Source organism: Flavobacterium sp. GSP6 (assembly GCF_003984855.1).
GTDB lineage: Bacteria > Bacteroidota > Bacteroidia > Flavobacteriales > Flavobacteriaceae > Flavobacterium.
The window spans coordinates 114,599-132,655 of sequence record NZ_RYDO01000005.1 but is presented as its reverse complement, the minus strand read 5'-3'; the positions used below and the strand labels follow the sequence as shown (position 1 = coordinate 132,655).

19 protein-coding genes are annotated in these 18,057 nt (G+C 34.2%); 13 read left to right on the top strand and 6 right to left on the bottom strand.

The annotated features are described in order from the left end of the window. Positions 1–103: 103 nt before the first annotated feature. Positions 104–571: an OsmC family protein gene (locus EKM03_RS07425; RefSeq protein ID WP_126462860.1), complete on the bottom strand. Its 468-nt coding sequence runs from the start codon at positions 569–571 to the stop codon at positions 104–106. 199 nt (positions 572–770) lie between these two features. Here EKM03_RS07425 and EKM03_RS07420 point away from each other — a divergent pair, with 199 nt between their 5' ends. Continuing rightward, positions 771–1,640, top strand: coding sequence for a DUF808 domain-containing protein (locus EKM03_RS07420; protein ID WP_126462863.1), 870 nt, complete (start codon positions 771–773; stop codon positions 1,638–1,640). Between the two features lie 133 nt (positions 1,641–1,773). On the opposite strand, the gene EKM03_RS07415 is transcribed toward EKM03_RS07420, so the two are convergent. Continuing rightward, the gene (locus EKM03_RS07415; protein WP_126452385.1) at positions 1,774–2,055 is read right to left on the bottom strand and encodes a hypothetical protein; all 282 of its coding nucleotides are present in this window, start codon (positions 2,053–2,055) and stop codon (positions 1,774–1,776) included. Positions 2,056–2,382: 327 nt separating this feature from the next. On the opposite strand from EKM03_RS07415, the gene EKM03_RS07410 reads away from it, so the two are divergent. Then, complete coding sequence (locus EKM03_RS07410) at positions 2,383–3,270, top strand: carbon-nitrogen hydrolase (RefSeq protein WP_126462866.1); 888 nt, start codon at positions 2,383–2,385, stop codon at positions 3,268–3,270. Between the two features lie 74 nt (positions 3,271–3,344). On the opposite strand, the gene EKM03_RS07405 is transcribed toward EKM03_RS07410, so the two are convergent. Then, on the bottom strand, positions 3,345–4,871 hold the full coding sequence (locus EKM03_RS07405; protein ID WP_126562383.1) for a choice-of-anchor I family protein: 1,527 nt from the start codon (positions 4,869–4,871) through the stop codon (positions 3,345–3,347). A 185-nt stretch (positions 4,872–5,056) separates the two neighbouring features. Between EKM03_RS07405 and EKM03_RS07400 the strand changes: the two genes are divergently transcribed. Next, the gene (locus EKM03_RS07400) at positions 5,057–6,097 is read left to right on the top strand and encodes an agmatine/peptidylarginine deiminase (RefSeq protein ID WP_126562384.1); all 1,041 of its coding nucleotides are present in this window, start codon (positions 5,057–5,059) and stop codon (positions 6,095–6,097) included. A 210-nt stretch (positions 6,098–6,307) separates the two neighbouring features. On the opposite strand, the gene EKM03_RS07395 is transcribed toward EKM03_RS07400, so the two are convergent. Further along, positions 6,308–8,575: a M1 family metallopeptidase gene (locus EKM03_RS07395; protein ID WP_126740102.1), complete on the bottom strand. Its 2,268-nt coding sequence runs from the start codon at positions 8,573–8,575 to the stop codon at positions 6,308–6,310. A 173-nt stretch (positions 8,576–8,748) separates the two neighbouring features. Here EKM03_RS07395 and EKM03_RS07390 point away from each other — a divergent pair, with 173 nt between their 5' ends. From EKM03_RS07390 to EKM03_RS07380, 3 genes are all read left to right on the top strand, one after another. Continuing rightward, positions 8,749–9,600 carry an aldose 1-epimerase family protein gene (locus EKM03_RS07390; protein ID WP_126553656.1) on the top strand — a complete coding sequence of 284 codons (852 nt, stop codon included), beginning with the start codon at positions 8,749–8,751 and terminating at the stop codon, positions 9,598–9,600. Positions 9,601–9,610: 10 nt separating this feature from the next. Next, positions 9,611–10,162 (top strand): GNAT family N-acetyltransferase, encoded by a 552-nt coding sequence (locus EKM03_RS07385; RefSeq protein WP_126564227.1) that lies wholly within the window; start codon positions 9,611–9,613, stop codon positions 10,160–10,162. A gap of 139 nt (positions 10,163–10,301) precedes the next feature. Then, positions 10,302–10,853 carry a DUF3575 domain-containing protein gene (locus tag EKM03_RS07380; protein ID WP_126462884.1) on the top strand — a complete coding sequence of 184 codons (552 nt, stop codon included), beginning with the start codon at positions 10,302–10,304 and terminating at the stop codon, positions 10,851–10,853. A gap of 2 nt (positions 10,854–10,855) precedes the next feature. Here the strand turns inward: EKM03_RS07380 and EKM03_RS07375 are convergent, their stop codons facing one another. Beyond that, positions 10,856–11,086: a VF530 family DNA-binding protein gene (locus EKM03_RS07375; protein ID WP_126553652.1), complete on the bottom strand. Its 231-nt coding sequence runs from the start codon at positions 11,084–11,086 to the stop codon at positions 10,856–10,858. A 50-nt stretch (positions 11,087–11,136) separates the two neighbouring features. Between EKM03_RS07375 and EKM03_RS07370 the strand changes: the two genes are divergently transcribed. From EKM03_RS07370 to EKM03_RS07360, 3 genes are all read left to right on the top strand, one after another. Further along, the gene (locus EKM03_RS07370) at positions 11,137–11,619 is read left to right on the top strand and encodes a histidine phosphatase family protein (RefSeq protein WP_126462890.1); all 483 of its coding nucleotides are present in this window, start codon (positions 11,137–11,139) and stop codon (positions 11,617–11,619) included. A 40-nt stretch (positions 11,620–11,659) separates the two neighbouring features. Beyond that, positions 11,660–12,112 (top strand): SsrA-binding protein SmpB, encoded by a 453-nt coding sequence (smpB, locus tag EKM03_RS07365; protein ID WP_091204586.1) that lies wholly within the window; start codon positions 11,660–11,662, stop codon positions 12,110–12,112. Between the two features lie 82 nt (positions 12,113–12,194). Further along, positions 12,195–13,244 carry a Fic family protein gene (locus EKM03_RS07360; protein WP_126462893.1) on the top strand — a complete coding sequence of 350 codons (1,050 nt, stop codon included), beginning with the start codon at positions 12,195–12,197 and terminating at the stop codon, positions 13,242–13,244. 48 nt (positions 13,245–13,292) lie between these two features. Here EKM03_RS07360 and EKM03_RS07355 read toward each other — a convergent pair whose 3' ends face one another. Continuing rightward, positions 13,293–13,934, bottom strand: a complete 642-nt coding sequence (locus EKM03_RS07355; RefSeq protein ID WP_126462896.1) for a protein-L-isoaspartate(D-aspartate) O-methyltransferase — start codon at positions 13,932–13,934, stop codon at positions 13,293–13,295. Between the two features lie 144 nt (positions 13,935–14,078). Here EKM03_RS07355 and EKM03_RS07350 point away from each other — a divergent pair, with 144 nt between their 5' ends. The 4 genes from EKM03_RS07350 (at position 14,079) to EKM03_RS07335 (ending at position 17,949) form a co-directional block, all read left to right on the top strand. Next, positions 14,079–15,044 carry a Gfo/Idh/MocA family protein gene (locus EKM03_RS07350; RefSeq protein ID WP_126462899.1) on the top strand — a complete coding sequence of 322 codons (966 nt, stop codon included), beginning with the start codon at positions 14,079–14,081 and terminating at the stop codon, positions 15,042–15,044. A 40-nt stretch (positions 15,045–15,084) separates the two neighbouring features. Continuing rightward, positions 15,085–15,972, top strand: coding sequence for a 3-hydroxyacyl-CoA dehydrogenase family protein (locus EKM03_RS07345; protein ID WP_126553648.1), 888 nt, complete (start codon positions 15,085–15,087; stop codon positions 15,970–15,972). Positions 15,973–16,051: 79 nt separating this feature from the next. Next, positions 16,052–17,272 (top strand): DUF1015 domain-containing protein, encoded by a 1,221-nt coding sequence (locus EKM03_RS07340; RefSeq protein ID WP_126462905.1) that lies wholly within the window; start codon positions 16,052–16,054, stop codon positions 17,270–17,272. A 23-nt stretch (positions 17,273–17,295) separates the two neighbouring features. Further along, positions 17,296–17,949, top strand: coding sequence for a YggS family pyridoxal phosphate-dependent enzyme (locus EKM03_RS07335; protein ID WP_126553643.1), 654 nt, complete (start codon positions 17,296–17,298; stop codon positions 17,947–17,949). Positions 17,950–18,057: the final 108 nt, after the last annotated feature.

The window sequence follows — 18,057 nt, the reverse complement described above, 5'->3', positions numbered from 1 at the left end:
CTAGTGTTTTTTTATACTTTACAGTTTTTTTGAAGTAAACCAGCTGATTTGCTTGCCATTTTATAATTAAAATCCACAAAAAAGTAAAAACGACATTCCAACTTTAATTTATACCTGCAACTTCACAAGTTGGAAAGTGTACAATTGGAAAATTACACGAATTGGCTATAAAACAGAGTTTGTTTGCTTTTTTATGCAAGCTAAGTGCCTCTTCTACTTTTTCTTTGTTAGTAATCCGAACTTTTGGATTCAGTTTAATCACAATAAAGCGCCCGCTACCGTCGTCCGAAATTTCCAGAGTTGCCTCTGCCTCGTCCGTATAGGTTATCACGTCGATACCATTTTGTTTACAAACATACAAGTAAGACATCATGTGACAGGATACCACGCTACTCAATAACAGGTCTTCAGGATTGTACAAAGCAGGATCTCCTTTGAAAGCTTTAGCAGCCGAAACATTTAAAACAGTCTTACCATCAATAGTTATGGTATGACTTTTAGTATACGTCGCCGCTTCCTTCTTGGAAAAAAGCCAATCTAATTTAGCTTTAAATACATGTTTAAATTGCATACTTATTTTTATTTCAAATGTAATTAAAAACAGTATCGCTACTACAGAAAGATTTTGGGTGAATATTAACTAAAAATTTACCTGTTTTATAAATAGAGTAAATCAAAAAGTAGTAGCTTCGCATCACTAAACAATCAATATGCGTAGATTAGATTTGGGTACAACAATACCAAAATCCGCGCTGTAAAAAACAATCAAAATGGCATCAGGTTTTTTCGCACTATTAGATGATATCGCAGCAATCATGGATGATGTTGCAGTAATGAGTAAAATTGCAGCCAAAAAAACGGCTGGTATTTTAGGTGATGATTTAGCCGTAAATGCCGAGAAAGCTTCCGGATTTATTTCGTCAAGAGAACTCCCCGTATTATGGGCAATTACAAAAGGTTCTTTCCTAAATAAAGTAATCATTTTACCCATCGCCTTTCTACTGAGTGCATTTTTACCGGTAGCTGTTATCATAATTTTAGTACTTGGCGGACTTTATTTAGCTTACGAAGGCGCCGAAAAAATATACGAATACTTCTTCCCCCACGAACATGCAAAACACGAAATTTTAATGGAACTGTTGACCGAGGAACAAATTTTAGCTTTCGAAAAAGAAAAAATCAAATCAGCTATAGTAACCGATTTTATTTTATCAGTAGAAATCGTAATTATTGCATTGGGAACTGTAATTGGCAAACCCATTTCATCACAAATAATGGTAGTTTCTATCATTGCAATCATAGCAACCGTTGGTGTTTACGGCATTGTGGCCCTAATTATCCGAATGGATGAAGCAGGTTTAAAACTGATGCAACTGAGTTCCAAAGAGAAAAGTTTTTCAAAAACGTTAGGAAATATTCTGGTACAAGCCTTGCCAAAAGTCATCAAAAGTTTATCCGTAATAGGTACAATCGCTTTATTATTAGTGGCTGGCGGCATATTTGTACATGAAATTCCGTTCCTGCACGACATACTACCACAAATACCGTCCATAATAACTGAATTTATAATCGGCCTTGTATTTGGTGCTATTGTCTTGGGAATTGTAACCCTGTTTAAAAAGATAATTGGCAAAAAGTAAAGACACTTTAGTCTCACTCATGAATATCAACAAAAACTGACTACTATAAATTTGTAACGGCAAGAGCAGAACACTTGCTTGCACAGAAAGTGATCTAAAAAACTGCACCAAAGAATTAAAGAATACCAATATACTAAAACAACTTATATATTCTGTGAATTGGAATCATCACACCTTGCTTTAATATCACATTTTTGTCTGTAACACCCCAAACCGTTGTATCAACTATTTTTTTTGATTCGTTATCCTCAAAGTAAATTTTAATTTTTGAATGTTCTAAATTACCCAATGCTAAAGCCCTGTTGATCTCACTTATTCTAGTTTTTATTTCGTCAACATCGTTAAGGACGTCTGTTTGTGGAAATTTAAGAAGAGTTATGTCTTCTTTATCGATGATTTTGAATTCTTCTTTCATAATTGTAAAAATTTAATAAATACTAAATTACAGTATTTTGGTAAAGTAAAAACTTGACCCCTTTTATTCGCTGTAATACTACCTACAAAAATAAAACCTCCTTGTTTTGTTAGTGCCAATTTTATATTAATTTTTTCTATGGCTCAAAATCTGGATGTTTAAAGTAAATGTTCTCTATATCCATGTACAAATTCTTTAAAAGTAAGTGTAAATCTAAAAAAACCAATAAATATGAACAACGACTAATTAAAATCCTAAAAAAAACACATTATCTCTATTTTCTACTCTTTATAAAATTCACTATTTTTGCAGTCTAAAATTTTAGTCATGCCAAACAAGAAATACAAAATAGCAGTCATCCAATTAAACCTTAATGATATTGCCGAAAACAATCTAAAAAAATGTTTAAGTTGGGTTCGTGATGCAGCAAATCAAGGTGCCGAAGTTATTTCGTTGCCGGAATTATACAGCAGTCATTATTTTTGTCAAAGTGAAGATGTAGATAACTTTGCTTTAGCAGAACCTTTGTATAGTACTTCTTTTATCGCTTTTAGTGCTTTGGCAAAAGAATTAGGAGTAGTAATTATTGTTCCTTTCTTCGAAAAAAGAATGGCAGGAATATACCACAATAGCGCCTACATTATTGATACTGATGGTTCCGAAGCAGGATTATACCGCAAAATGCACATTCCGGACGATCCTCATTTTTATGAAAAATTCTATTTCACCCCCGGTGATTTGGGCTTTAAAACGATTCCAACTAAAAAAGGAAAGGTTGGAACGCTGATTTGTTGGGATCAATGGTATCCGGAAGCAGCTCGTTTGACGGCTCTACAAGGTGCTGAAGTATTGTTTTACCCAACCGCAATTGGATGGCATCCACAAGAAAAAGAACAATACGGCGAAAACCAACATGGCGCTTGGATGAGTGTTATGAAGGGACATGCGGTTGCGAATGGCGTTTATGTTGCTGCTGCAAATAGAATTGGCTTAGAACAGTACTTGCCTGATACGGCGGGAATTCAGTTTTGGGGATCTTCATTTATTGCTGGACCACAAGGCGAAATTTTGGCGCAAGCCTCACACGACAAAGAAGAAATCCTGATTGCTGAAGTAGATTTAGACTTACAGGAAAATGTGCGTCAGAACTGGCCATTTTTCAGAGACAGAAGAATTGATGCTTTTGGTGATATTACAAAAAGAGCCATCGACTAAATCGTCATTATATAATTAAAAAATCCCTGCTAAGAAATTATTCTAAGCAGGGATTTTATTTAAAACTTCTACTTTTAATTTAAATCTGGTTGAAATATTTTAACGGTACCGTCACCTTCACTGCTCACCACTACTAAACTTCTTTTGGTTGGACTTTTCGAAGCTGGAATAAAAAGTAACCCTTCTGGTGCATCACCTGTTTTTAAAATCTGTAAAAATTTTGGAGTTGCTGGAATAGTGACATCATACACCATAAGAGCATCTGCTCTTTCCAATCCAACGAAAAGAATAGTTTTTTGTCCCATTTTAGCAACAACAACTGATTCTGGTTCTACTGATTTATCATCACTTCGATTGTCATCATAGACACCAAACTCTTGCGCTTTCTTGTCTAATTCATTTTTACTATCATAAACCATTTCTCCTGTGTTTCCATTCCAAATAGAGAACGAACGGGCTCCAAAAGAAACTAATTCATCAAAATCACCATCGCCGTCCGTATCACCCATTTTGGTATTGATATTCAATCTTCCCATACTTGCCTCAGCTTTTAAAGCCGCCGCATTAGGAAACGCTAATGGATCCAGAACAACCGAAGAGCTGCTAATTCTTTTTACATCAACAAAAGCACTATATTCTCTAGCATCTCCTTCATTTGCAGTAACAAAATAAGGAATATTATTTATTTCAAAATTACTAATTGCATCGGGTTGAAACATTCCTTTAACTTTCCATGTATTAGCCAAAACACCTCCATCTTTATCACTAATGTCAATAGCATTTTCGGCAAGATTGTAGTCTTTAAAACCTAAAGGAAAAATAGTAGTGATCGTTTTGGTTGCCAAATCAATTTTAGCTACTCCGTTATTTTCCTGTAAAGTCACCCAAGCCGTTTTTGAATCAGCAGAAATCGTGATGTATTCCGGTTCAATATCTGAGGCAAAATTATTAGTTGGACTTGCAATTCTGAATCCTTTGGTTTTCAATGTACTCAATTGATTGCTAAAACTTCCGAAATTTAAAGTCGTCACTGCATAATTATTATTGACTGCGATAATCGAAACAGAACCGTCGGGATCTATAGAATACGTATCATTTGGCTCACCTTCATTGGCAGTCATGATATAATTTCCGTCAGGAGAGAAAGTAATCATATCCGGTAAAGCACCAACCGTAATTTCTTTGATGACACTGTACTTAGCCGTATCAAGAACGACCACCTTTCCTGCATCTTGCTTATTTGGTTTTGCTTCTAATGCAACTGCTAATTTGCCATTAAAAGTTGCAACGCTATTTGAAGTTCCATTAAACGGCGTTAAATCGATACTTGCTACAAAAACCGGACTTGATGGATTAGATAAGTCGATAACATCAATTCTATTCGTATTACTGTTGTTTACGGTAAATAACTTTTTAGAAACCTCATCATACGCACTTATTTCAGCAGCTCCGGCACCACCAATCACAATTGAACCAATTTCTTTGAAAGTGGCAGCGTTTTCATTGATAACCAACTCAGGAGATCCCTCTTTATCAGAATCCTTTTCGCAACTTGACAATACCATAATTGCCGCTAATAGTGTAATACCATATTTCTTCATAAGTGTATTTTTAATTTTTATCAAAAATAACTAGCTGAAGACCAACAAGAATTAACTAAATATTATATAATCATTACCAAAACTATTCTTATAAATTTATGAAATATTGGAAATGAATGGTTGCAAACTATTTTAAAATCCTACTGAATGTTTATATTTGCAGACTTTAAAATTAGATATGCTGTATGACTACAAATAATAGAAGATTTCCAGCTGAATGGGAAAAGCAACAAGGCATTTTACTTTGTTTTCCGCATAACGGTAAAGACTGGCCGGGGAAATACGAGACTGTTCAATGGGCTTTTGTAGAATTCATTAAAAAAGCAGCTTCTTTTGAGCAAGTCTTTTTAGTAGTTGCTGATGAAAACCAAAAAGAGAAAGTCAATACGATGCTGGAAACAGCTCATGTTGTGCTAACAAATGTTTCCTACATCATTCATAAAACCAACAGAAGTTGGATGCGTGATTCAGGTCCGATAATTGTCAAAAACGGAGCCGAAAGAGAAGCTTTGAACTTTAATTTTAATGGTTGGGCAAAATATAAAAACATTCAATTAGATAAATTTGTTCCTGCCAAAGTAGGAGAATTTCTGAATATTCCTATTACTCAAGTTTTATACAAAGGAAAACCGGTAATTGTAGAAGGTGGCGCGATTGATACTAACGGAAGAGGAACTTTATTGACTTCAGAAGAATGCTTGATGCATCCGGATATTCAGGTTCGGAATCCCAATTTCACTAAAGCCGATTATGAAGCCGTTTTCAGGGAATATCTTGGGATAACCAATGTAATTTGGTTAGGCAATGGAATTGAAGGTGATGATACGCACGGCCATATTGATGATTTATGTCGATTTGTGAATGAAGATACTATTGTGACTATTGTAGAAACAGATCCAACGGATAATAATTACAAACCGTTGCAAGACAATTTAAAACGCTTACAAAATGCCAAACTAGAAAATGGAAAATCACCTATAATTGTGACTCTACCAATGCCAAAACAGCTGGAATTTGATGGCTTGCGATTGCCTGCCAGTTATGCCAATTTTCTAATTTTGAACAATTGTGTTTTGGTACCTACTTTTAACGACAGTAACGACCGAAAAGCATTGAACATCCTTGCAGAATGTTTTCCTGATCGAGAAATCATTGGGATCAGTGCTACTGATTTTATTTGGGGTTTTGGAACATTGCATTGCCTAAGCCAGCAAATTCCTGAGTAAATTTAGAATAGAAAAATATAACACATAAAAAAGACTTGTGGATCTAATTCCTACAAGTCTTTTCTTTTTTTAATATTTTATGACTATTTATGTAATAACCATGGTATAATGTCGTATTTTAAAATCAGGATAAAATTATGTAACAATCTGATTTAAAGCTATTTTACTTAAAGTTAATTCTTTTGACTTTACGACTTTTAAACTTTCGACTTACTTATCTCTTGTAAACGGTATTTTTTGCCCATCAGGAATCAACATATCAAATCCCATTAGACTGTCATTAAATTCAAATTTAAGTCCCGCAAGTTTCGATGCAAACGTATTTTTTCCAGTTGGCTCCACGGAAAAGCTTGGATAATTGGTAATCAAAACATTTAACAACCCATTTTTCTCTGAAAAAACAATTTTTATAGGCGCCATTGATGTAGAAAAAGTTCCTAAATACCCATCCAGAATCACATCTTTTTCAATCAATCCTTTGTCTGCTGTCCAGGTGTTATTTGCTGTGTTGCTGTCCGGTAAAACATGATCCGGATCTAGTGTGATACTTTCGATTTCTTCCGTCGAATTGTGTTTAAAAGACCACGCTTTATTTTTTTGCCAAACTTCTACCGGCAATTGAACGCGCGTTATTTTTCCGCTTTTCGTTTTTACGTCTAAACTTACCGGCATAGTCATTTTTTCGAAGTTTTCAATCGAAATTACAACTCCTTGTTTTGGGTCGTTTTTCACGTATTTGATTGAATTAATCCCTTGGTCTAAACGCCAATTGTATTGAAACCAACCACGCCAGAACCAACTCAAATCTTCTCCAGCAACATTTTCTATTGTTCGAAAGAAATCGTCCGGTTGCGGATGTTTGTATGCCCAACGCTCAATATAAGTTTTCAAAGCCCGATCAAATCGTTCCGGCCCAAGAACTTGCTCTCTTAAAATCACTAATCCTGAACTTGGTTTCGAATACGCCAAAAGACCTATATTAGACTCTTTCATGTTATCCGGAGAACTCATTATGGTTTCCAGATTTGGACTCGTGTACACTTCTGCCCTTTGATGCATATCCGCACGCGGCTCTTTATATTCCCCATTATTAAAATCTACTGAACTCAATGAATTAATAAAAGTATTGAAACCCTCATCCATCCAGGCAAACAGTCTTTCATTGGATCCTACAATCATAGGAAACCAAATATGACCAAATTCATGATCTGTAACACCCCATAAATCTGCTCCTTTTGACTCCCAGCTACAAAAAACAATTCCTGGATATTCCATTCCGCCTTCATTTCCGGCAACATTTGTAGCCGCTGGATACGGATATTCTAACCATCTTTTTGAATAATTTTCTATAGTAGCCTTTGTATATTCTGTGGAACGTCCCCATGCGGCATCTCCGGCACTTTCTATCGGATAAACGGAAATTGCCAATGATTTTTTACCGCTAGGTAAATTGATTTTTGCTGCGTCTAAAATAAATACTGCTGAAGAGGACCAAGAGAAATCACGGGCATTTGTGATTTTGTAATTCCACGTTTTAGTAGTTGCAGTAATCATTTTTGATGAATTTTCAACTTCGGCAGCAGTACGGATAAAAACTGTTTTATCACTTTGTTTTGCTTGCGCTAAACGCTTTTGCTCTTCGGCAGAATAGACTGTGGTAGGATTCAGTAATTCGCCGGAAGCCACCACAATATGATTGGATGGTGCTGTAATACTGACATCAAAATCACCATATTCTAAATAAAATTCCGACGCTCCAAGATACGGATTCGTATTCCAGCCTCGTACATCATCATAGACACACATACGTGGATACCACTGTGCTATGGTGAAAATTTTTCCGTTTTTAGTTTCCAAAATCCCCATTCTGTCTGATCCTTCAAAAGGAGCTATAAACGAAAAGTCGATTTTTATTTTAACAGAACCGCCTTTAGCATTTAATACTTGCGGGAGAAATACCTGCATTCTAGTATCCGTAATAATGTACTTAACTTCTGCTTCAGTTGATTTTCCTTTTACAGTAGTAATTACTTTGACTGATTTTATTTTATGTCCGCCATCAAAAATTTGGCCTTGAGCCCCATTTCTACTTCCTGTAATTAGAACAACTGCATTTCCACGGGAATCCGCTTTGAATAAATTCTGGTCTACATTCATCCAAACAAAAGCCATTTTATCCGGACTGTTGTTCGTATAGGTGATGATTCCTGTACCCGAAATTTCGTTACTTTTTTCATCCAGTTTTGCCGTTAATTTATAATCAGCGCTATTTTGCCAATATTCAGCTCCAGGCTGACCACTCGCAGATCGTGTACTTGTTCCGTTTTTGGAATAAAAAAACGGAGCAAAAGCATCATGATAATCGTAGTTAGAAACTGCATTACCGGATGCATTTGCTGGGGTTTGCTGTGCCCAAATAGATGTAAATCCCAATAATAAAGCCAAATGCAGCATGACTCCGCGACGAATTTTTTTCATTTTCTAATTGTTTATATCACAAATTAATGAAAAAAAAGAGGATTTTGAACTATTGAGATCGAATTGATTCCATTATAAATCAATAAAATCATGTTTAAAGCGTATCAGAATTAAAAATTATAAAATATATTTACGCCAGAAAACCATTTTTAAAGTAACCCGAAAAAATAATTTTGACAACTCTAATTAAAAACTCGAATCTCACTGCAGAAATTAAACATTTTGGAGCTGAATTAATTTCTTTAAAAACAAACCACGATAGAGAATACATCTGGGAAGGAAATCCGGTATTTTGGGGCAAGCACGCTCCTGTTTTATTCCCAATTGTTGGGACTTTAAAAAATAATTCCTTTCACTATAATGCAATGGAATATCATTTATCGCGACACGGCTTTGCCAGAGATATGGAGTTTGAATTGATCAATGCAACAGAAAACAGTGCTGTTTTCTCCCTACACTCTTCTGAAGAAACTTTAAAAGCATATCCGTTTGACTTTGAATTGCAAATCATTTACACATTACACGGGCATAATTTATCGATTGCATATAAAGTAATCAACAACGGAAAAACTGCAATGCCGTTTGCTATTGGCGCACATCCTGCTTTTGCTTTGCCAAATCAATTCGAGAGTTATGCTATTGCTTTTGAAAAAGAAGAACCATTGAAATATTATCTTTTGGAGGATGATTTAATTTCAAATAAAACGAAGAAATTAGACGTTCTTAATAAATATATTCCGCTGACGTATGAGTTGTTTGAAAACGATGCTTTGATTTTCAAAACATTAAAATCCAACTCGTTGACTATTTTAGAAAATAAAAATCCAATTCTAAAAATACATTTTGATGATTTTCCAAGCTTAGGGATTTGGACCAAAATAAATGCGGCATTTATTTGTATTGAACCTTGGTTTGGTTATTCGGATACCAATGAAAGTTCCGAAAATCTATTTGAAAAAGAAGGCATTCAAATTCTAGAAACCAAGGAAACGTTCCAATCAAAATACAGTATCGAAATCCTTTAATTACTAAGATATGTTAGCTATAAATTTTAGTCCATTTCCTGATTTAGAAACCGAACGCTTGCTTTTGAGAAGAGTAAACACTAATGACATTAAAGAAATTTTCGAATTGCGATCCAATCCAGAAACTATGAAATATATTCCAAGACCTTTAGTAAAAACGAACGAAGATGCCTTGGAACACATTGCAATGATCGATACAAAAATTGAAGCTAATGAAGGTATCAATTGGGCTATTACGTTGAAAGACAACCCAAAACTTATTGGAGTTATTGGTCATTACAGAATAAAACCCGAACATTATCGTGCCGAAATTGGCTATATGTTATTACCTGAATATCATGGAAAAGGAATTGTATCTGAAGCAGTGAAAGAAGCTGTTAATTATGGTTTTCAAATCATGAAATTGCATTCCATTGAAGCGATGATTGATCCTGATAACGATGCATCTGCAAAAGTTTTAGAAAAAAATGGGTTTGTCAGAGAAGGACATTTAAAAGAAAATGAATTTTTTGATGGTCGTTTTTTTGATACTCTAATTTATTCTCTTTTGAACAAATACTAATTTTATGTCCTTTTTATTTAAAATTTAGTTGCGTGACTAATATAAATTAAAAACATAAAAACCTTACAGATAAATATTTTACATTTGTCTTTGATTTTCTCCAATAAGCTATTGGTCTAAATAATAGAAAACACTTTTTATGAAAAAATTATTTATTGTTTCTTTTTTTCTCTTCTGTATTGTATCCCAAAGTCAAACGTATATAAAAGCAAATGCTATGACTACTTTATTGACCATTCCTAATGTAGGTATTGAAACCAGCATTGGAAAAAAATCTACTTTTCAATTTGATATTACAGCCTCTTTATGGAAATCAATAAATGGTAAACCTAGAGAGTTTTATACTTTCACACCTGAATATCGTTATCATTTCAAAGAAAAATACAATGGTTTTTATGCAGGAGCACATATTGGGGCAAGTATATTTAATTTCCAAAAATGGAATTATATAAATACTACTTTGTATGAAAAAGGCGTTGGATATTTTATAGGTGCAACAATTGGATATCAAATAAAAATAAATGATAAATTTATGTTAGATTGTTTCTTAGGCGGTGGTTCGCATCAAGGTTTTTATAAAGGATATGACTTAGCTACGGGAGAACGATATGAATCGGCGAAAGGGTACAATAAAAGTGGCGAATGGTTGCCCTACAGAGGCGGTTTTATGGTTTCCTATAAATTAAACTAGATTTATTTGGGCAATTTAGCTTCTGATTTTATATACAAATCTTCCACTTGTTTTCGTGCCCAATCTGTTTTTCGTAAAAAAGTCAAACTGGATTTTACACTTGGTTTATCTGTAAAGCATTTTACTTTAATGAGTTCCCCCAAAGTATCAAATCCGTAATGATCCACTAGTTGCTCTACTATTTTTTGGAGTGTAATTCCGTGAAGCGGATCTTTCGATTTTAAGTGTTCCATTTTGCAAAGATATTAAAATCCCAAATACTTTTTTTTTAAAATTGATTCAAATGAAAAAATTTCTCGCACTGTTTACACTGTTATTTTTAAATATCAGTTTTGGACAAAGCACCACCACCTATTACTTTATTCGTCATGCCGAGAAAGTAGATAATTCTCAAAATCCAGATTTATCTGAAAAAGGGTTGAAAAGAGCTGAAAAATGGAATACAATATTCTCAGAAATTAGTTTTGATGAAATCTATTCAACGGATTACAAAAGAACTTTACAAACTGCAAGTCCAACCGCGACAACAAAGAAGATGAAGGTTAAGCTGTATGATCCTAAAAATATACCTATTGAAGTTTTCAAAAAAGAAACGATAGGAAAAAAAATTTTAATTGTGGGACATAGTAACACAATACCAAAATTTGTCAATCAAATGATAAATCAAAACTCATTTACTGACATTCAAGATAAAACTTTTGGTAATCTTTATATCGTAACTATGGTTGATGAAGCAATCACATTCCAATTGCTGAAATTGGACTAAATAATTGCTAAACCTTTAATTTTTGTTACCTTTGCACGCTATGTTAAAAACAATAAATATATTCAATAAGAGAGCCCGATTTGACTATGAAATAATCGAAACCTTCAATGCAGGAATTGTTTTGGCTGGAACGGAAATCAAATCCATTAGATTAGGAAAAGCAAACATCACAGAAAGTTTTTGTGAATTTAGCAATAACGAACTTTTTGCGATAAACACCTATATTGAAGAATATACTTTTGGTAATCAGTTCAACCACAAGGCAAGAAGCGAGCGCAAATTACTTTTAAAAAAAAAGGAATTAAAAGGTTTGCTGAAAAGTGTTCAAGCAAAAGGATTGACAATAGTTCCTTTGAAATTGTTTACTAATGAAAAAGGATTGGCCAAACTCCAAATTGGTCTTTGCAAAGGAAAGAAAACCTATGACAAACGTGAATCTCTCAAAGAACAAGATACGAAACGGGATCTAGACCGAATCAAAAAATCATTTTAAATTAAGAAAGTAATGTATTAATTATTATTTTATTTATAAAAAATGACTAAATTTGTCAAGACAATTTAAAGCATTTTTTTAAATGAAAACACTACTCAAAAACGCAAGAGAACAAAAAGGACTCAAAACTAGAGAAGTCGCACAACTTTTAGCAATTGATCAAGCCTTAATCAGTAAGTTTGAAAGTGGAACTAGAAAACCTACAAGAGACCAAGTCGTAAAATTAGCATCTTTACTAGAAATAGATTTAGAAACAATCATGGTCGCTTGGCTTAAAGAAAAAATTCTTTATGAAATTGGTCAGGATGAATTTGCTCTAAAAGCATTATTGGTTGCAGAGCAAGAAATTAGATATCAAAGCAAACCAATAAAGAAAAAATTATCGGTAACTCTTCAGAAAATTTTAGATGAAATAGATACTTTGAAGATACAACTGGATGGGTTTCGCCAATTTGACAGCTATCGGATTGCACAAGCATTAGAGCTAGAATATACGTTTGAAAGTAATCGCATCGAGGGAAACACAATGACTTTACGCGAAACGGATTTAGTTATCAATGAAGGTTTGACGATTTCTGGAAAAAGTATGCGGGAACATCTGGAAGTCATTAATCATCAGGAAGCCATTGCTTATATCAAAGATTTAATGCAAAAAAATACTGCTATAAAGGAACGAGAAGTTCTTTCTATCCACAATCTTATTTTGAGAGGAATTCAACCCGAAGATGCAGGTAGCTATAGAAAAGTCCAGGTGATGATTCAAGGAAGCAGTTACGTGCCTCCACAACCTTTTTTAGTCGCCAAAGCAATGGAAGATTTTTTTATTTGGTATGAAACTAATAAATCAACCTTACATCCGATAATTTTAGCTGCCGAAATGCATGAACGCTTGGTTACTATTCATCCCTTTATTGATGGAAATGGCAGGACTTCGCGCTTAGTCATGAACTTGGTTTTATTGCAGCATGGTTACATAATTGCCAATATAAAAGGGGATTATGAAAGTAGAATGCGCTATTATCAAACACTGGAAACTGCACAAACTAAAAACAACAAAGAAGATTTTTTGTTATTCATTGCTCAAATAGAAAAAGAAAGTTTAGAGCGGTATTTAACCATTATTGGTCAATAAAATTCATCTTCTGCTCCCTTCCCCTTGGGAAGGGTTGGGGATGGGATTTTAATTTTTATCTTCTAATAAAGGAACAAATCGAAACTCTCCAAACTCATGTTTCTCAAATTGAGTTTCATTTTTTCTGATTAATAAGGTCATAATCTGCACCTCTGTACCTAGTGGAATAACTAGCCTTCCTCCTATTTTGAGTTGCGCCATCAACGGTTGCGGAATAAACGGAGCGCCTGCAGTTACTATAATACTATCAAAAGGAGCGTAATTTGGTAATCCTTTGTATCCATCTCCAAAAGAGAGATATTTGGGCCTAATATTCAGTTTTGGAAATAAAATTGAGGTTTGCTTAAACAATTCTTTCTGTCTTTCTACACTAAATACTTTGGCACCTAAAAGGCATAGAACAGCTGTTTGATACCCTGAACCTGTTCCTATTTCTAAAATTTTGTGTTCTTTTTTGACTTCTAATAATTGGGATTGAAAAGCAACAGTGTACGGTTGCGATATCGTTTGGCCTGCAGCAATAGGAAATGCTTTGTCTTGATAGGCATAATCTTCAAAACTGGAATTTAAAAATAAATGTCTTGGAATCTTTTTTATCGCCTCCAAAACACTTTTGTCAGTAATTCCTTTTTGCTCTAAAACGCTTACTAATTGATTCCGAAGTCCTTGATGTTTGCCTGTGTCTTTCAAAGTTTATTGTTTTATTTTGGTAAAAATAGAAAACAATTTCTGAATTCAAATGTTGGATTTTAAATTTTAAATTAACTGAAGAATTGTCCGGTATCAATAATAGATTAATCATTTTATTGTTATTTTTGTAAAAATTACATCATTATGCTGAAAATTGGAGTATTAGGTGCTGGCCATCTAGGAAAAATACATTTGCGTTTATTACAACAATCTAAAAAATATGAATTAGTGGGATTTTATGATCCAAATCAAGAGAACGCCGAAAAGGTTTCTAAAGAATTTGGATACAAACATTTTAGCACAATTGCCACCCTTATTCATGCCGTTGATGTAATCGATATTGTTACCCCAACCCTTTCTCACTACAAATGTGCCAAAGTAGCCATCAAATCCGGCAAGCATGTTTTTATTGAAAAACCTATTTCAAATACGGTCGAAGAGGCCGAAGAAATTATCGCTTTATCAAAAGAATATAATGTTAAAGGTCAGGTGGGGCATGTGGAACGTTTCAATCCAGCATTCATCGCTACCAAAAACATGATCGAAAACCCTATGTTTATTGAATCGCATCGTCTGGCTGAATTCAATCCTCGCGGAACTGATGTTCCTGTAGTCTTAGATTTGATGATTCATGATATTGATGCCATTTTGAGTGTTGTACAATCAAAAGTAAAAAATATTAGTGCTAGCGGTGTTTCAGTTATCAGTGATACACCGGATATTGCCAATGCAAGAATAGAGTTTGAAAACGGTTGTGTTGCTAATTTAACAGCGAGCCGAATTTCGATGAAAAACATGCGTAAATCTCGTTTTTTCCAGAAAGACGCATACATCTCCGTAGATTTCTTAGAAAAGAAATGTGAGGTTGTAAAAATGAAAGATGCTCCGGAAGTTCCAGGCGATTTTGATATGATTTTACAAAATGCGGAAGGTGTAAAAAAACAAATCTACTTTTCCAATCCAGATGTAGAACAAAACAATGCTATTCTGGATGAACTGGAATCATTTGCAGATGCCATAAATACTGATTCAACACCAATTGTGACATTGGAACAAGCCTCTGAAGCGCTTCGTGTTGCGTATCAAATTATTGATTGTTTTAAAAAATAATTTTTACATAAATATTAAACTATTTTAATCCAAAATAAGAATGAAAACAATTGCCGTAATCGGAGCAGGAACAATGGGGAATGGAATTGCTCACACCTTTGCACAAAGTGGTTTTACCGTAAAATTAATAGATGTTTCAGAACAATCATTGGATAAAGGAATGGCCACTATCGCCGCTAATTTAGACCGAATGATTGCAAAAGGAAGTATCACCCAAGAAGACAAGGCTAAGACGATTACTAACATAATCACCTATACGGATATCAAAGATGGCGTTGTAGGGGTTGATTTAGTGATTGAAGCGGCCACTGAAAATGTAGCATTAAAACTGAATATCTTCAAGCAATTGAACGAAGCTTGTTCTCATAATACAATTTTGGCAACTAATACTTCTTCTATCTCAATTACTCAAATTGGAGCCGTTGTGGCACATCCGGAACGCGTTATCGGTATGCACTTTATGAATCCGGTGCCAATAATGAAACTGGTGGAAATTATTCGTGGTTATAATACTTCTGATGAAGTGACAAAAATCATCATGAATCTTTCCGAGAAGTTAGGAAAAACGCCTGTTGAAGTCAACGATTATCCTGGTTTTGTTGCCAATAGAATCTTGATGCCCATGATTAACGAAGCGGTCGAAACTTTATACAACAAAGTGGCTGGTGTTTATGAAATTGACACGGTGATGAAACTTGGAATGGGACACCCGATGGGACCTTTGCAACTAGCAGATTTTATTGGTCTTGATGTATGTTTAGCCATTTTGAACGTGATGTACGACGGTTTTAAAAACCCAAAATATGCACCTTGTCCGTTATTGGTAAATATGGTTCGTGCCGGAAAAATGGGTGTGAAATCAGGGGAAGGTTTTTACGATTATTCTGGAAGCAAAAAAGCCGAGAAGATTTCTAAACAATTTATATAATTGTAATGTTTAAAAATTGAGGGCCTAAAGTTAATACCTTTAAATTCTCAGATTTTCACTTTTCACTTTTTATATTATTATGGCTAAAATTGTCCCTTTCAAAGCTGTTCGTCCCACTCGTGATAAGGTTTGCCTTGTTACTTGCCGTTCGTATGAAGAATATGTAAATGCGGAATTAGCGGCGCAATTGGATTTCAATCCGTTGTCTTTTTTGCACATACTAAAACCTGCTTACACCAATCAGGAAACTGTTTCTTTTGAAAAAAGATACCGCCAAGTACATCAAAAATATGAGGATTTCAAAAATGAAATAATTTTAGTAAAAGACAAAAAACCCGCGATTTATATTCATAAAATTGTAACTAAAAAGCACTCTTTTACCGGAATTATCGTAGGTACTAGTGTAGCTGATTATTGCAACAATATCATCAAAAAACACGAAGATATTATCGCTTTCAGAGTCCGATTATTAAAAGACTACATGAAATATTCTGAGTTCAATACGGAACCGGTTTTGATGACCTATCCGGATAATAAAACGATTGAAAACTGGATTTTTAATTGTACCCAAAAATTAGCCGATTTTGAGTTTTCAACCACCAAAAAAGAAATTCACTACTTATGGAAAATTGAAGATGCGTTAGAAATCAATTGGCTTCAGAACATTTTTGAAAAAACAGATAGTCTTTATATTGCAGATGGCCATCACCGTACCGAAGCCTTAAAATTATTATCCGAGGAAAATGATGATCCAGACAACGCAGCCAAAAATCATATTCTGAGCTATTTAATTTCTGAAAACAATGTCAAAATATATGAATTCAATCGCTTGGTAAAAGATTTAAACGGTTTCTCGAAAGAAAATTTGATAAAGGAATTAGAAAAGAATTTCATTGTTACAAACAAATTTCAGCAGCCTTTTCAGCCTTCTCAAAAGCATCAATTCGGAATGTATCTGGACAATGAATTTTATAGCTTAATTTTACGAAAAGAAAATGAAGTTTTCTTAACGGCTTTGGATAGTTTAGACACACAAATTTTATACAAAAAAGTGTTATTGCCTATTCTTGCCATCGAAGATTTACGCAATGATGAGCGAATAGAATACCTTTCAGGAAAACAATCCGTATTGGAAGTAAAAAACAAAATTGATCAAGGAGAATTTGAAATCGGTTTCATATTATTTCCATCCAATATTGGAGAAATAAAAGCCTTGGCCGATGCCAATTTAATAATGCCTCCAAAAAGTACGTATATTGAACCAAAGTTTAGAAGCGGATTAGTCGTGTATGAACTTTAACACATTAAAATTTAAACATTAAAATGCCAATAAAAAATAATTTACTCCAAATAAAATCCACTTTACCGGAACATATAACCTTAGTTGCGGTTTCAAAGACCAAACCTGTTTCGGATTTAATGGAAGGGTATGAGGCCGGTCAACGCATTTTTGGAGAAAATAAAATCCAGGAAATGGCGGAGAAATGGGAACAAATGCCCAAAGATATTCAATGGCACATGATAGGCCATGTTCAGACCAATAAAGTCAAATTTATGGCGCCATTTGTGAGCTTGATTCACGGTGTGGATAGTTTGAAATTGCTACAGGAAATCAACAAACAAGCACTAAAAAGCAATAGAATTATTGATTGTTTATTACAAATGCATATTGCCGAAGAAGAAACTAAATTTGGTCTTGACCAAGAAGAACTTGCTTCACTCCTATCCTCAAACGAATTCCAGGAATTGAAAAACATTAGAATCGTTGGATTAATGGGAATGGCAACTTTTACAGACAAGAAAGATCAAATCAAGAAAGAATTCACCCATCTGAAATCTATTTTTGATCAATTCAAAATTCAAAATTCACAATTTACCATTCTTTCTATGGGAATGTCCGGTGATTATCAACTTGCAATTGAATGCGGAAGTACGATGGTTCGCATTGGAAGTAGTATCTTTGGAGGAAGAAATTGACTTTTGATTTGAGATTAACGAATATTGACCCGAGCGGTAGCGAACTGGCGAAGCATTTCAGATTTAAAAATCTCTACTTCAAAACTGAATACTAAAAACTGAACACTG